General features: G+C 34.9%; 5 protein-coding genes. 3 read left to right on the top strand and 2 right to left on the bottom strand.

The annotated features are described in order from the left end of the window. The first annotated feature begins 54 nt into the window (after window positions 1-54). Together HNV08_RS14100 and HNV08_RS14095 are read left to right on the top strand one after the other, a co-directional pair. Window positions 55-3,507, top strand: coding sequence for a DUF7619 domain-containing protein (locus tag HNV08_RS14100; protein WP_173282000.1), 3,453 nt, complete (start codon window positions 55-57; stop codon window positions 3,505-3,507). Window positions 3,508-3,872: 365 nt separating this feature from the next. Then, a complete protein-coding gene (locus HNV08_RS14095; RefSeq protein ID WP_173281999.1) occupies window positions 3,873-12,620 on the top strand; it encodes an HYR-like domain-containing protein in 8,748 nt (2,915 codons plus the stop codon). 124 nt (window positions 12,621-12,744) lie between these two features. Here the strand turns inward: HNV08_RS14095 and HNV08_RS14090 are convergent, their stop codons facing one another. Both HNV08_RS14090 and ytxJ read right to left on the bottom strand, forming a co-directional pair. Further along, entirely contained in the window at window positions 12,745-13,266 is a 522-nt protein-coding gene (locus tag HNV08_RS14090) for a hypothetical protein (RefSeq protein ID WP_173281998.1), read from the bottom strand. A gap of 2 nt (window positions 13,267-13,268) precedes the next feature. After that, a complete protein-coding gene (gene ytxJ, locus HNV08_RS14085) occupies window positions 13,269-13,646 on the bottom strand; it encodes a bacillithiol system redox-active protein YtxJ (protein WP_173281997.1) in 378 nt (125 codons plus the stop codon). Window positions 13,647-13,868: 222 nt separating this feature from the next. Between ytxJ and clpB the strand changes: the two genes are divergently transcribed. Beyond that, the gene (gene clpB / locus HNV08_RS14080; protein ID WP_173281996.1) at window positions 13,869-16,478 is read left to right on the top strand and encodes an ATP-dependent chaperone ClpB; all 2,610 of its coding nucleotides are present in this window, start codon (window positions 13,869-13,871) and stop codon (window positions 16,476-16,478) included. The last annotated feature ends 354 nt before the right edge of the window (window positions 16,479-16,832 follow it).

Here is a 16,832-nt window from a genome sequence, read left to right as displayed (position 1 = left end):
TTAACGCAACCATTTGATTAATTTATCGTCTATTAGTTATCAAACCAATCCATCATGAAAAAATTATCACTTCTATTTCTATTTGTTTTTTATTCCATATTTAGTTTTGCTCAAGGCCCAACGGTTTACATAACCAATGGAGGAAGCGGCTATTCTGTAATTGAAGGTAATACGTATACCTTTACCGTTAGCATGTATAGCGCAACTACAACTGATGTCATTGTAGATGTATCTACACTAGCAAACACGGCTGACAATAGTGATTATACACCTCTTAATACAACAGTTACTATTCCTGCAGGTCAATTAAGTAGTAGCGCATTAAGTATTCCTACAAACAATGATTCTACGATTGAAGATGATTATGAATATTTTAATATACAAGCTAATGTAACGTCTGGCAACACCAATAATTCTGAAATTTCTAGAATTATATATCTTTATGATAATGATACTACGCCAACAGTTGGCAGCAATACAACACGAAATATGTTTGAAGGCCAAACGACAAATCATTATTTTTTTCTTAGTAATTATTTTAGTACTGACGTCACTTTAAATTTAGTTAGTAGTGATGGTACTGCAGATATTTCGGACTACAACGCAATTTCAACAACCTTAACTATTCCTGCTGGAGAACGTTCTATTTATATACCTGTTGTTTCGTTGCAAGATGCAGCAACGGAAGCCGATGAAACATTTAATATATCAGCAACTATAACTTCTGGAAACACTACAAATAATAGTATTGATATTGATTTTACCATTTTAGATGATGATACAACACCAACCCTAATTTTGTCCTCTTATGACACTACAACAGAAGGTAATTCTGCGTATGTCTATGCTAATTTAGATAGAGTATTTAATTCTGATGTTACCGTACAAATCACAACGTCTAATGGAACGGCTGATAACTCTGATTATACAAGTCTTACTCAAACAAAAACTATTGAAGCAGGAGATATTGGTGTAAACTTCCAAATTTACACAACGGACGACACATTAGATGAACCAGAAGAATCATTTAACTACACAGGCACTGTGATGTCCGGAAACACCACAAATGCTTCTGAAACTGGGTCTTTAACAATAATTGATAATGACGGCATGCCAGATTTTAGTATTCGGCCTTATTATAGTAATGATAACCAACCATATTCGGATAGTATCGCTGCAGAAGAAGGATTTGACCTTAAATTTACACCACGATTAACGCATCCAAGTCCTGTTGATACTGAAATTGAAATTACTACCACTAACGGAACCGCTGATAATACAGACTATACAACCTCAACTATAAATATTACAATTCCTGCTGGTCAATATCACAATTATAATGAGGTTTATAGTTATCCTACAGTTTTAGACCAGCTAGATGAAGATGATGAAAATTTATTCATTGATGCCGTTATAACTTCAGGTAATACATATAACACCAATTATTCCGTTGAAGCTTTCATTATAGATAATTATGCTATAAATGCACAAGCAGACCCAATAGCTTCAATTTTAGAAGTTGGTACGTCTTTAAATGTATTAGATAATGATACTTTTGAAGGATTACCTGTAAATTTAGCTGATATAAACTTAACAATGCTTAGTACCAATGCTTTTGGCATTACTCTAGATTCTAGTGGACTTTTAACAGTCCCTTCTAGTGTTCCGTTAGGTTATTACAGTATAGAATATCAAATTTGCGAGACAGCAAACCCAACAAGTTGCGACACAGCTTGGGTTACTATTATTGTTGTATCTCCTTTAGAGGTCAACTATACTGTAACGTATGTAGATTTTAATGGCGATGGCTATACAAGTGTTGGAGATACTGTTGAATATGAGTACACAGTAACCAATAACGGAAACGCAGCTATTACCAATATAGATGCGGAAGTGCCTTATCAAGACCTAGATATTGTTGGTGGACCATTAGCAAGCTTAGGCGCAGGCCTTACCGATACAACTACGTTTACCGCATTACACATTATTACACAAGATGATATTAATTTTGGATATTACGATGGTAACTTAGAAGGTGCACATTTTTACGGTACCTATTACGGAAATGAACAAATAGAGTATTTATACTATCAGTCTCAGAATTTCAGTTTACAACAATCTGACGGTTTAGAACTTAATGCTTTTGTAGATAGTAATGGAAATGGCATACAAGAAACTAATGAAATTAATTATCCTTTAGGTCAGTTTAATTACGAAATTAACAATGATGGTATTATGCATAATTTGTTTGTATCGCCTCATTATTTATATGAATCTAATCCAACAACGACATATAATTTAGCTTATACTATAGATCCAGATTATGCTGCTTACAATTCTACAACGACAAGTTATTCTAATATTTCGGTTCCTGTAGGTTCCGGAATTACAACTTATGATTTTCCTATTACGGCAACACCATACGATGATTTGTCTATTGATGTATCAGCATCATGGAGACCACCTATTCCTGGTTTTAATTATTGGAATTACGTGAGCTACACTAATCATTCACATGAAACAGTAACATCTGGAACTATTGATTTTAATATGGATAGCGCTTTAAGTCTGAACAATGTGTATGAATCAACACAATATTGGAACTCTACTAATGTGGCTTCAATAACCACAACATCAAATGGGTTTTCTTATACTTTTAGTAATTTAGGACCTTATGAAACAAAACACCTTTGGGTAAAAATGTATGTGCCTACCTTACCAACCGTAAGTTTAGGCCAATTGGTAACTAATACTGCTGATATAGAAGTACTAGCTGGAGAGATTTTACCATTAAATAATACATCGAGTTTAACGGAAACAATTGTGGGTTCTTATGATCCTAATGATATTACGGAAAAGCATGGTGAAAATATTGTACACTCGACATTTACCACAGATGATTACTTAATTTATACAATCCGTTTTGAAAACACAGGAACTGCAAATGCTATAAATATTAGAGTTGAAGATTTATTAGATGATCAATTAGATGAATCTACTTTAAAAATGGTAGATGCTAGTCATGCTTATTCATTAGAACGTGTTGGTAAACAATTAGAGTGGAATTTCTTTGGTGTTAATTTACCACCTTCTCAAGATGATGATACGCAGACAGGTCATGGTTTTATTACTTTTAAAGTGAAACCTTTTCCAAATTATGCTATTGGCGATGTGATTCCGAATACTGCCGAAATCTATTTCGATTTTAATCCTGCCATTATTACTAATACTTGGAATACTACGTTTGTTGAAACCTTAAGTGATAATGAATTTACACAACCTAATTTAAGCCTATATCCTAATCCTGTTAAGAATATGCTTCAGATTAGTAATTCAAGTAAAATTATAAGCATAGAAATAACATCAGTATTAGGAAAACAAATCTTATATAAAACAATAGATGATTTTTCCACTGAAATTGATTTTAGTGCGTATGCAGAGGGCGTTTATTTTATAAGAACCATTAGTAACAACGGAGAAAATATTCAGAAGATTCTTAAAGAATAACTAAACTCTTAGTACTATGAATTATAAAAAGCCTTTCGATACTTGAAAGGCTTTTTTATACGAAAGAAACACCTAACTATATTACATGATTTTTTATCTAAAAAAAACACTAAACCTAAATTTTAACTTATTTATTATCAATAACATAAATTCCAAAACAGTATTCATAAACATGTTAGTAAAAAATTTAAATAAATTCTTAAATCTTAACTATTTCATTTGAAGCTTTTATCTGTATTTTATCGAATATTTTAACTGCTTAAACCGCTATTAGTTAATTTTGATGTCCCTTTCAACCCTAATCATTTTACATAAACTGTTTGGCCATGTCTAGTATGGCACAGCCGAACTATAACCTTAAATTAATGAAGCACTTATACACTAAGTTTTTATTCTTATTATTTGTCCTATTTTTTAGTACCAATACATTTTGTCAAAACTCTGGAATTGAAAGAAGTTATGTTATTTTAGACATTGGTTCGGGAGCAACTTTATACGATTTACATTCCGTAACAGACACTACGATGGACACTGGTGAAATTGATTTTAACGGTCATTCATTAGGAAATTTTGATACAGCATCAGGAACACTAACTCTTATCGGTGGACAAAATGATGTTTGGAAATGTAATTCTACAAACAATATTACATCAGGTTGGCTGTATTACACCATCTATTTAACTGGCAACAGGCCTGGAACACCAACATTTACAGGTGTTGACTTAAGTGCAACCATTTATACCTACTCTGGTTTAGGATGTGCCGGAAGTGGCGACAATCAAGAATGGATTAATAATGCTGAGAATATTAATTTGTTAAATGGTCTTCCCGCTGGAGACTACACTTTAGAAGTCTATACACTCGCAGATTACACTATTAATGGAACTCCGCAAACGTCGTATTATGTTAATAATAACGCTAATAATTTTACAGCAACTTTTAGATTAGATAATCCACCAACAGCCAACTGTATTAGCACATTAACCGTACAGCTTGACGCTTCAGGAAATGCAACTATTAATGCAACTGACATAGATGCAGGAAGTACTGACGATTTAGATACACCAACCTTAAGTATAGATATTAATAGTTTTGATTGTTCAGATATTGGTTCATCAATTACTGTGACACTAACGGCTGAAGATTCTATTGGTCAAACAGACACCTGCGTTACTACTGTGACGGTTGAAGACAACGTAAATCCTATTATAGCTGCCGCTCCAGCGAATATTACTGTACAATGTTTAACAGATGTACCTGCAATATCGGATTTATCTTGGACTGATAACTGTGATGGTTTTGGTTATGTCGCTGGTGTTGATTCTGCATTTATTGGCACTGGTTGTGGAGGTACTATTACAAGAACTTGGGATGTTACTGATGCTAATGGAAATAATGCTGCAACGAGAACACAAATCATAACGATTGATGACACCACTGCGCCTGTGATAGCTTCTGCTCCTGCTAATATCACAGTCAATTGTTTTTCTGACGTTCCGGCTATGATCGATTTAGCTTGGACAGACAACTGTGATGCTGGTGGTAATGTTACTGGTGTTGATTCTGCTTTATCTGGGACTTCGTATAACGGAACTATTACTAGAACTTGGAATGTTGCCGATGCCTGTGGCAATAATGCCGCTACGCAAACGCAAATCATTACAATTAATGATAACATTAACCCTGTTATTGCTGCTGCTCCAGCGAATATTACTGTGCAATGTATAACAGATCTACCTGCAATAACGGATTTATCTTGGACTGATAACTGTGATGCTGGTGGAAATGTTACTGGTGTTGATTCTGCACTTTCTGGAAATTCATGTGGAGGTACCATTACAAGAACTTGGGATGTTACTGATGCTAATGGAAATAATGCTACAACGAGAACACAAATCATAACGATTGATGACACCACTGCGCCTGTGATAGCTTCTGCTCCTGCTAATATCACAGTCAATTGTTTTTCTGACGTTCCGGCTATGATCGATTTAGCTTGGACAGACAACTGTGATGCTGGTGGTAATGTTACTGGTGTTGATTCTGCTTTATCTGGGACTTCGTATAACGGAACCATTACTAGAACTTGGAATGTTGCCGATGCCTGTGGCAATAATGCCGCTACGCAAACGCAAATTATTACAATTAATGATAACATTAACCCTGTTATTGCCGCTGCTCCAGCGAATATTACTGTGCAATGTATAACAGATCTACCTGCAATAACGGATTTATCTTGGACTGATAACTGTGATGCTGGTGGAAATGTTACTGGTGTTGATTCTGCACTTTCTGGAAATTCATGTGGAGGTACCATTACAAGAACTTGGGATGTTACTGATGCTAATGGAAATAATGCTACAACGAGAACACAAATCATAACGATTGATGACACCACTGCGCCTGTGATAGCTTCTGCTCCTGCTAATATCACAGTCAATTGTTTTTCTGACGTTCCGGCTATGATCGATTTAGCTTGGACAGACAACTGTGATGCTGGTGGAAATGTTACTGGTGTTGATTCTGCTTTATCTGGGACTTCGTATAACGGAACCATTACTAGAACTTGGAATGTTGCCGATGCCTGTGGCAATAATGCCGCTACGCAAACGCAAATTATTACAATTAATGATAACATTAACCCTGTTATTGCTGCTGCTCCAGCGAATATTACTGTGCAATGTATTACAGATGTACCTGCAATAACGGATTTATCTTGGACTGATAACTGTGATGCTGGTGGAAATGTTACTGGTGTTGATTCTGCACTTTCTGGAAATTCATGTGGAGGTACCATTACAAGAACTTGGGATGTTACTGATGCTAATGGAAATAATGCTACAACGAGAACACAAATCATAACGATTGATGACACCACTGCGCCTGTGATAGCTTCTGCTCCTGCTAATATCACAGTCAATTGTTTTTCTGACGTTCCGGCTATGATCGATTTAGTTTGGACAGACAACTGTGATGCTGGTGGTAATGTTACTGGTGTTGATTCTGCTTTATCTGGGACTTCGTATAACGGAACCATTACTAGAACTTGGAATGTTGCCGATGCCTGTGGCAATAATGCCGCTACGCAAACGCAAATTATTACAATTAATGATTCAACAGTACCAATTGCAGTTTGTAAAGACATTTCTATTACTTTAGACGCTTCTGGAAATGCGAATATTACAGCAGCCGATATAGACAATAATTCATCGGATAATTGTTCTTCGATATCATTATCTGCTTCTCAAACGATATTCAATTGTAGTAATATTGGGGCAAATACTGTTACATTAACTGTCACAGATGCATCTGGAAATTCTGCTTCATGTACATCAACAGTAACCGTAATAGATCCAGCAAATGCTGCTACGGTAAGTATATCAGTAGACAACACTACAATATGTGCTACTGAAGACGTTAATTTTACAGCAACACCAATGAACGCAGGCCCAACTCCTGTTTATGAATGGTTTGTTAATAATGTATCACAAGGCACAACGCCTAGTAATGTTTTCACCCCTTTTCCGGCATTAGATGATTTGGATGAAGTTTATGTTCAAATGCAATCCGTTTATTCGTCCTGTGACCCAAAAATTAGTAATACAATAAGCATTAATGTAAATCCACTTCCTAGTGTTTCTGGTCCGACATCATTATGTATAAATAACAGTGCAAATTTAACACCTGCAACTTCCGGCTGGGTTAGTAATACAAGTTTTGCTTCCGTTAATAATACTGGAGTTGTTACAGGTATTTCTTCTGGTATTGCAACATTTACTTATACAGATTCAAATGGTTGTAGCTCAGACCTATCAATAACGATCAATGATTTACCCGTAGTATCGGCACCAGCAAACCTTTGTGTTGGAGAAACAAGTACGTTAACACCTAATTCTGGTGGGACTTGGGTAAGTAATAATAACTCTAGAGCTACTGTCACTAATTCTGGAGTAATTACTGGTGTGGCTCCTGGCAATGTAACATTTACATATACTGATAGTAATGGGTGTCAATCAATTACAAATACTGTTGAAATTTTAGCTACACCTATTATTTCGTCGCTTACAGCCACTAACACTTTAATTTGTAGTGGAGAGTCTAGTATTTTAACTGCAAATGTGCAAGGTGCTGGAATTAATAATGAGGTCATCGTTAATTATAATTTTAATTCGGGAGGAAATTACGCCGCATTAGACGGACAAGAAGTTGCTAATATCAACTGTAATATAACTGGCCACGCTATGTATTTTAGACAAGGCCCAGGAACTGCAACACAAGGATCTGCGTACGATTTAGAAATTGTACCTGGCTATGCTATGAAGCAACTTGATAATGATAGAGGAAATGATGGTGGTGTTTGGGTTTTCACAATAGATGGAGCTGATATTTCGACGTATCAAGATTTTTCATTGTATTTTCAAACAAAAAGAGAAGCCGTTATTGGAATTGACAAATACATCACTGTATATTGTAATACGATTGGAGGCTCCCCTTCTGGTTCTGCTTCATTTGTCCCAATCAGTAGTGTGTTAATAGACAATTCAGCCACGGCTTTAAACTGGCAAGAAGTAATCGTATCTATGCCTGATATAGTTAACAATCCTAGTGTTATTCAAATTATGATTGGTGTTACTGATGGATATGATGGTCCTCGTTTGGCAACTGAAGATTTACACCCAAATGTTTATATTGATAACGTTCAGATACGAGCATCAAATACGCCAGATTCATTCACTTATTCATGGACTGCTAATACTGGATCCGACGCAGGATTACCACCTGGAGCAAATATTCCATCTAGTGCAAATAATTCCATAACCGTTAATCCGCAAGTAACTACGGTTTATACAATTACAACTCATAATTCTAATGGCTGTACAGAATCAGAAGACATAACAGTAACGGTTAATCCTGCCCCAAATATTGTTATTGCCGCAGATTATTGTCCTGTTGATGACCCAATGACAGCGCAAGATGAAAGTAATATGGTGCAATTAATTGCAACGGATCTAAATGACAGCTCTCCATCAACTACAACATGGGAATGGCTTACTACACCTGTTCAAACAGGAAATACCATCTATGTCGATACGGCTGATTTCTATCAGGTAATAGCAACTTCTACAAACGGCTGTTCAGATTCAGGAACAATAAGAGTAGCGCAAGAGCGTGTATTTAATGGCGATTTCTCGGAAGCGGTCTCAACAGTAGATGGTGATTTTGGACCTGATGCAAATGATAATTTAAATGCTATTGGTTTTGATTATGATGAAGATTATGTAGCACCATATAATGCTGGTTACAGGTACGTGGTAAACCCAACTTTAGATCAGAATATGATAACAATTACGTCTGACTCAGGACCACTTAACACAACTTTTAGGAGTGTAACAGATCACACTGAAGATACAGAAGCTCAATTTCTTGCAGTGAATAATGATGGTACTCCTAATTTAGTCGCTTGGCGACAAGAAATCAATGTAGAACCTGGAGAATTATATTATTTTTCAGCGTGGGGAATTGACCTATCCGACCCATCAAATGCCTCACTAAACCCTTGTGATTTAAGATTTAGAATTAATGGTATTGAAGTTGGACCTACATTAAACCTAGTAAAAGGAAACGATTGGGAGCGTATTTATGACACCTGGAATTCAGGTACTGAAACCACAGCAATTTTAGAAATTATAAATATCAACCCAGCTGCTCAAGGCAACAATTTTGGTATAGATGATGTTTCATTTGCGACACTATCAACCTTTATTACTTTAACTTCCGCTACTGGAACGAACAACCAAACTATTTGCCAAAACACACCAATACAAGACATAACATATGATGTTGGTGGTGGATTAACCGCACCTAACATTACTAGCACACCACCTTTACCAACAGGACTTACTACGTCTTTTGATGGTTTAAAATTCACAATTAGTGGAACACCTACTGAATTTGGAACCTTTAATTATACAATCACTACAACTTCAACTTGTGGCGATCCAAAATCAGAAAGCGGAACTATTACAATAGACGAAGCTCCAATTGTAGAAATTCAACCAATATCAACGCCTATTTGTTCTGCAGACGGAAGCATTGCAGTAAATGCAACGTTATTAGGAAGTGCCACTTCTGGAACTTGGACGACTACTGGAACGGGAACATTTTCAAATTTATCTGCTGATGGCACATCAGAAACCTATACGTTTGGAATAAACGAAACAGGAACAACCACATTAACGTTCACTTCTAATACTCCAGCATCTACGTGTAGTGCATCTAATGATAGCTATGATATTGAAATTACACAAACCATCATCGCTGAAGCAGGTCTTGATATTGACAATTCAACTAGTGATTGTTCAAATACAACTGTAACCTTAAATGCTAATAATGTTGCAGGCCATTGGACAGTAACTTCTGGTCAATTACCAAGCACTTATAGTTTTTCTGATGCCAATGTTTACAACTCTACTTTTACTGGTGAAAGTGGAGAAACCTACACCTTAACTTGGGAAGCAACTAATATTGCACCTTGTCCTAATACTACAGATACGGTGTCAGTTATTTTTGCAAATTGTGATTCTAGTTTAGTTTTTGATGGCACTGAAGATTATATCAGCTTTGCCAATAACTATAGTTTAAATAATACACCTTTTAGTATTGAAGCTTGGATTAAAGCAGATAATTTAATTGGCACAAAAACCATTTTATCTAAAAGAGATAGTAATAATTTAGATTCTGGTTATGACCTATCTATAATCAATAACAGAATCTATTTTAGATGGAACAATGCAAGTATGTATGTTACGACTCCTCTAAACAATTCAAAATGGTATCACGTTGCTGTCACTTACAATGGATCTAATTCCTATTTAATATATGTCGACGGCTTTGCGGTAACTACAGCTGCAGCAGGTGTTGTAAATGCGCCATTGCTTAATACAAACAACTGTTTAATTGGAGCAATGGATACAACAAACGGAAACCCAACACACTATTTTGATGGCGGAATAGATGAAGTAAGGTTTTGGGACATCGCTTTAACAGAAGATCAGATTAGAGAAATGATGAATCAAGAAATTATGGCTAATGGTACTTTTGTAAGAGGTGTTGAGGTACCTTTAGACATATCTGGTGGTTTGCCATGGAATAACTTAATTGGCTATTACCAAATGAGTACAGGATCACAAGCCATAGTATCCAACGGCTACATTGAAGATATTGCAACCATATCTGCAACACAAGGTAAGCTAAATAACATGACAACCATACAAGCAGAAACAGCACCAATCCCATATATTTCTAATACAAATAATGATTGGGACAACACTGCAACATGGCTTAATGGTTCTGTTCAACAAATCCCGAATTCTAAAATCAATAGTCATTCTGGTATAGAACAAACATGGAATATTGTAAGAACTACAACTGATGTCGGTGTAACACGACCAGTCAATATGTTTAATAAAACAACTGTTTTTGGTCTATTAGTAGACAACAATAGATTAAGCATTCTTGGCGATCAGCACATCGTTGTGGATAAATACCTTAAAATTGATGGTGTTTTAGACTTAGTTGGTGAATCTCAATTGCTTCAACCTGTTGGTAGTATTCTAGAAGCTACAAGTACAGGTTATTTAGAACGTGACCAGCAAGGTACCAGTAACGGATACAATTATAATTATTGGGGAAGTCCTGTAAAAACAACCACATCAACATTTACTCTAAGTAATATATTATATGATGGCGCAGATGGCATCACTCCGGTATATTGGTTATCCGCTTATGACGGCATAGCATCGCCATTATCATTAAGTTCAAGATGGCTTCATATTTTTGACAATGGTGCTTTTGAAGACTACAATGCTTGGCTAAACATTTCGCAACACACTCCTATCAATATTGGATTAGGATTTATTATGAAAGGTAGTAACACTACAAGCCCTAATCAAAATTACACCTTTAAAGGACTACCTAATAATGGCACTATTACTAATTTTATTTCTGGAGGAAATAGATCGAGTTTAGTTGGTAACCCATATCCATCTGCTATAGACGCCAATGCATTTATTGATGATAATGCTTCTGCGTTATTAGATGGTACATTAATTTTCTGGGAACAATCACCTAACAGTACATCTCACAATTTAGCTCAATACGAAGGACGCTATTCATATTACAACAAAACAGGAGGATTACCGTCTACAGTGCCTGTAGAAATAAATGGGCAAGGTACCGCAAGCAATACTCCAGAAAGATATGTACCAGTTGCTCAAGGGTTTTTCGTTAACGGAAGTACTAGTGGAGGAAACATAACCTTTAATAACGGACAACGTATTTTTAAAACAGAGGCTTCCGGAGAATCTGTGTTTTTACGATCTCCTAACGTTACTGCACAACAAGAACAGGAAAATGAAGATTTAATTAAGCGTCTTAGAATGAGTTTTAAAACTCCTGAAGGTGCAAAAAGACATCTTTTACTTGGGTTTACTTCAGACAATTCAGCTACTGATGCCTTTGATTATGGTTTCGATGGACTTAACTCTGATGATTTCCCTAGCGATATGTCTTTTAATATAGAAGGCAAAAAATATGTTATTCAAGGTGTTGGTGCATTTGATGAAACCAAAATTTATCCTTTAGACATATCCATGAATATACAAGGTAACATTGAAATTGCTCTGGAGTCATTAGAGAATTTTAACGACGAAATCAATGTTTATATTTATGATGCGTTGTTAGGTACTTATTCGCAATTTAACAACCTTAATTTTCAGATACATTTAGAAGCCAGTAATTACTTAGATCGTTTTTATCTTGTATTTCAAGAAAGCGCAACACTTTCAACAATTAAGGAAGATGTTGAGAAAGTTAATGTAAGATACTTGTTAGACTCCGATGAAATTTTAGTGCAAACACCTCAGTCTATGGAATTAAAACAATTATATCTTATAAATGTTGCAGGACAGACTGTGGCATCTTGGAATGCTACCAATTTAACGTTATCTCATGAAATTAGAATTCCTGTAAAACATATTTCAGAAGGTTCATATATTATTAATGTAGAAACCAATTCAAGCACATTTAATAAGAAAATAATTATTCACCAATAGTTCAAATTTTTAATCATAAAAAAACACCTTTCAAACTAATTGTTTAAAAGGTGTTTTTTTTTAAGCAATGCTATGACCATTATTTTACACGAAATTATAAGTTGGAATCTTATTTTTTTAGGGATTAAGATTTCTTTTTTCCTACTTTGTACGGCTGCCTAAAGCGCTTTTGCTTTTTACTTGGACGTTTAGATAAACGATCTCTTTCTCTTTTTAAAATCTTTAAATCTTCAATTAATTCAGATTTCACTAAACGTTCTACAACAGCATTTCGTTTTTTATAACTATATAAACAACCTAAAAGCAATCCTAAACTACCAGCAATTTCAATTGCGCCATTAGATATCACGGGAAAATGCGTATAAAGATTTACACCAACTAAGGGTTGTGCATATAAAAACTGATACAACCCAAGAGCTAAACAAATAACTCCTAAGATTAATAAAACCAGAATACTAATAGAATTATTGCGTTTAATTTTGTGTTCAATCCTTGCAATATTTTTATCACTCAAAATTAATTGACCAGCAACCCTTTCTTTTTCAATAAAAAACAAAAATTCCTCATCTAAACTTTCAAAAGAAACGCCATAACTGCGCTTCAATAAATCTTGTTTTGTTATTTTATATTTTTGATATAAACTCAATGCTATATATAACTTGCTAATTCAATGTCATTAATACTACCATGACTAGCATGCACTACTACTTCGCCATTTTTAATTACTAAAAGCTGAGGAGATTGATGCATAACCTGAAATTTATAACCCACTTCATCAGAAACATCTCTGTAACTTAACAAATCTAAATAATATAAATCTGCATTTTGATCTAAATCATATGCAGACACAAATTGTTTCATAACCATACTACTAATACCGCAACGCGTAGAGTGTTTAAAAATGAGTTGAGTTTTAGCTTGTGAACGCTTAACAATGGTTTCTAATTGCGAAATTGCTGTCAGTGGCTGCCAAGGCAATATTTTTTCTTCTTTAGGCTCAGATGAACCGAATAATTTTTTGAACATAATTTTTCTTTTAGTCTAATTTAAAATTAGAAGCCTTCAGTCGATTAGTAAAGTAAAAACTTACAATGCGACAAAACGTCACTTACACCTATACTAAATCAGACATTTTGTCGTTTAATTCTTACATTTATGAAACGGTAAGATTATTGTTTAAAGATAAACAAACACAACAAAATAAGTTAAACAAATAATAAGATACCTGTATTTACAGGCATAATAAAGATGAATTTTAATAATTATACCATTAAATCGCAAGAAGCCATACAGCAAGCACAGCAGCTTGCTCAAGGTTTTGGTCATCAACACATAGAAAACGAGCATATTTTTAAGGCACTTTTTAATGTTGATGACAACGTCATACCTTTTCTATTAAAAAAACTAAATGTCAATATAGCCTTACTAGAACAAATATTAGATAAGGAACTCGAAAGTTTTCCTAAAGTTTCTGGAGGTGATATAATGCTATCTAGAGACGTTAGTAAAACATTAAACGAAGCCTCTATTATTGCAAAACAGATGAATGATGACTTTGTTTCAATTGAACATTTAGCCTTAGCTATTTTTAAATCTAAAAGCAAAATTGCTCAAATTTTAAAAGATCAAGGTGTCACAGAAAAAGGATTAAGTTCAGCCATAACAGAACTGAGAAAAGGCGACAGAGTAACGTCTCAGAACCAAGAAGAAACGTACAATTCTCTTAATAAATATGCTAAAAACTTAAATCAATTAGCCGAAGACGGCAAATTAGATCCCGTAATTGGTAGAGACGAAGAAATTAGAAGAATCCTTCAAATTTTATCACGTAGAACAAAGAACAATCCTATTTTAGTGGGCGAACCTGGTACAGGGAAAACTGCTATTGCCGAAGGATTAGCACATAGAATCATTGATGGTGATATCCCAGAAAACTTAAAAGACAAACAAATTTTTGCCTTAGATATGGGCGCACTAATTGCTGGTGCAAAATTTAAGGGCGAATTTGAAGAACGTCTAAAAGCGGTCATTAAAGAAGTGACCGAAAGCAATGGAGATATTGTACTTTTTATTGACGAAATTCACACGCTTGTTGGTGCTGGTGGTGGACAAGGCGCTATGGATGCTGCTAACATCTTAAAACCTGCATTGGCACGAGGCGAATTAAGAGCCATTGGCGCAACCACATTAGATGAATATCAAAAATACTTTGAGCAAGACAAAGCGCTAGAGCGTCGTTTTCAAATGGTAAAAGTAGATGAGCCAGATACCGAAAGCGCTATTTCAATTCTTCGTGGAATTAAAGAAAAATATGAAACACACCACAAAGTTAGAATTAAAGATGAAGCCATTATTGGTGCTGTAGAATTATCTCAACGATACATTACCAACAGATTTCTTCCAGATAAAGCTATTGACTTAATGGATGAGGCTGCCTCTAAATTAAGAATGGAAATAAACTCTAAACCAGAAGAATTAGATGTTTTGGACCGTAAAATCATGCAATTAGAAATTGAGCATGAAGCCATTAAACGCGAAAAAGATGAAGCTAAATTAAAAAGTCTTAAAGCCGATTTAGCCAATCTAAAGGAAGAACGAAATGAACTCAATGCCAAATGGAAATCTGAAAAAGAAGTTGTTGAAAACGTTCAAAATATTAAACAAGACATAGAAAATTATAAACTTGAAGCAGAACGCGCAGAACGTGATGGTGACTATGGAAAAGTCGCTGAAATACGTTATGGTAAGATAAAAGATGCTACAGAGCAGTTAGAACAACTCCAAAAAGAATTACAAGAAAACCAAAGTGAAAATTCTTTAATTAAAGAGGAAGTTACCTATGAAGATATTGCAGATGTTGTTGCAAAATGGACAGGAATTCCTGTTACTAAAATGCTTCAAAGTGATAGAGAAAAATTACTAAAACTAGAAGATGAATTACACAAACGTGTTGTTGGACAAGAAGAAGCCATTGAAGCGGTTAGTGATGCCGTACGTCGATCTAGAGCAGGACTTCAAAATCCTGAAAAGCCAATAGGCACCTTCTTATTTTTAGGCACAACAGGTGTTGGTAAAACCGAATTAGCCAAAGCTTTAGCTGAGTATTTATTTGATGATGAAAATGCAATGACACGTATTGACATGAGTGAGTACCAAGAACGTCATGCTGTTAGCCGACTAGTTGGTGCGCCTCCTGGATACGTAGGCTATGATGAAGGTGGACAATTAACTGAAGCCGTAAGACGTAAACCGTATTCTGTAGTATTATTGGATGAAATTGAAAAAGCACATCCAGACACATTTAATATCTTACTACAAGTGTTAGATGAAGGGCGTTTAACAGATAATAAAGGACGTATTGCAGACTTTAAAAACACTATTATAATTATGACCTCTAACATGGGTAGCCATATTATTCAAGACCGTTTTGAAGCTACAAAAGACATACCTTCTGCCATAGAAGCTGCCAAATTAGATGTTTTAGCGCTATTAAAACAAACGGTAAGACCTGAGTTTTTAAATAGAATTGATGACACTATACTATTTACACCTTTAACAAAGGAAAACATCACAGACATTGTTGGTTTACAACTCAAGCGTATTACAAAAATGATTGCCAAACAAGGCATTACTTTTGATGCAACACCAGAAGCCGTAAGCTACTTAGCGGATAAAGGTTATAATCCAGAATATGGTGCAAGACCTGTAAAACGTGTGATACAAAAAGACGTGCTCAATCAATTGAGTAAAGAAATACTAGCAGGTAAGGTTACTGTAGATAGTATCATTTTATTAGATGAATTTGACGGTCAGCTTGTCTTTAGAAATCAAGGTGATTTGGTTACGGATGAAATTTAAAACAGACTGTAACATTATAGTGTAAAAACAGTCTATATTATGATTGGTTGGTAAAGAGCAACACAAATTTCAAGTACTGGAAAGGCGTGTTGCTCTTCCTATATACTAATTATACTTCCTAAAATATTTCAAGCAATGTACTAAGATCTCTTTGGACTCCTTTAATCTTTGAAGCCTTAGATTACAAATAGCATCAATCTACAACAGTTTGAGTACGTCCATAATACAATGCTATACTACCCAAAGCAATTTATAATCAATCATTAGGTAGGCATCCTTTCCTATTTAACATAAAGCACAAAAAAGAGAACTACCTAGCAATCAACAAATAGCTCTATTTAAAATTAACATAAG

Origin of the sequence: Winogradskyella eckloniae (genome assembly GCF_013249045.1) — a bacterium.
In the GTDB taxonomy this organism is placed as follows: Bacteria; Bacteroidota; Bacteroidia; order Flavobacteriales; family Flavobacteriaceae; genus Winogradskyella; species Winogradskyella eckloniae.
The sequence above is the reverse complement of the archived record's forward strand: the minus strand, read 5'-3'. Positions and strand labels throughout refer to the sequence as shown.

Coding starts and splice junctions, on each gene's coding strand:
- HNV08_RS14100 (WP_173282000.1), top strand. CDS start 55: ATGAAAAAATTATCACTTCTATTTCTATTTGTTTTTTATTCCATATTT.
- HNV08_RS14095 (WP_173281999.1), top strand. CDS start 3,873: ATGAAGCACTTATACACTAAGTTTTTATTCTTATTATTTGTCCTATTT.
- ytxJ (WP_173281997.1), bottom strand. CDS start 13,646: ATGTTCAAAAAATTATTCGGTTCATCTGAGCCTAAAGAAGAAAAAATA.
- clpB (WP_173281996.1), top strand. CDS start 13,869: ATGAATTTTAATAATTATACCATTAAATCGCAAGAAGCCATACAGCAA.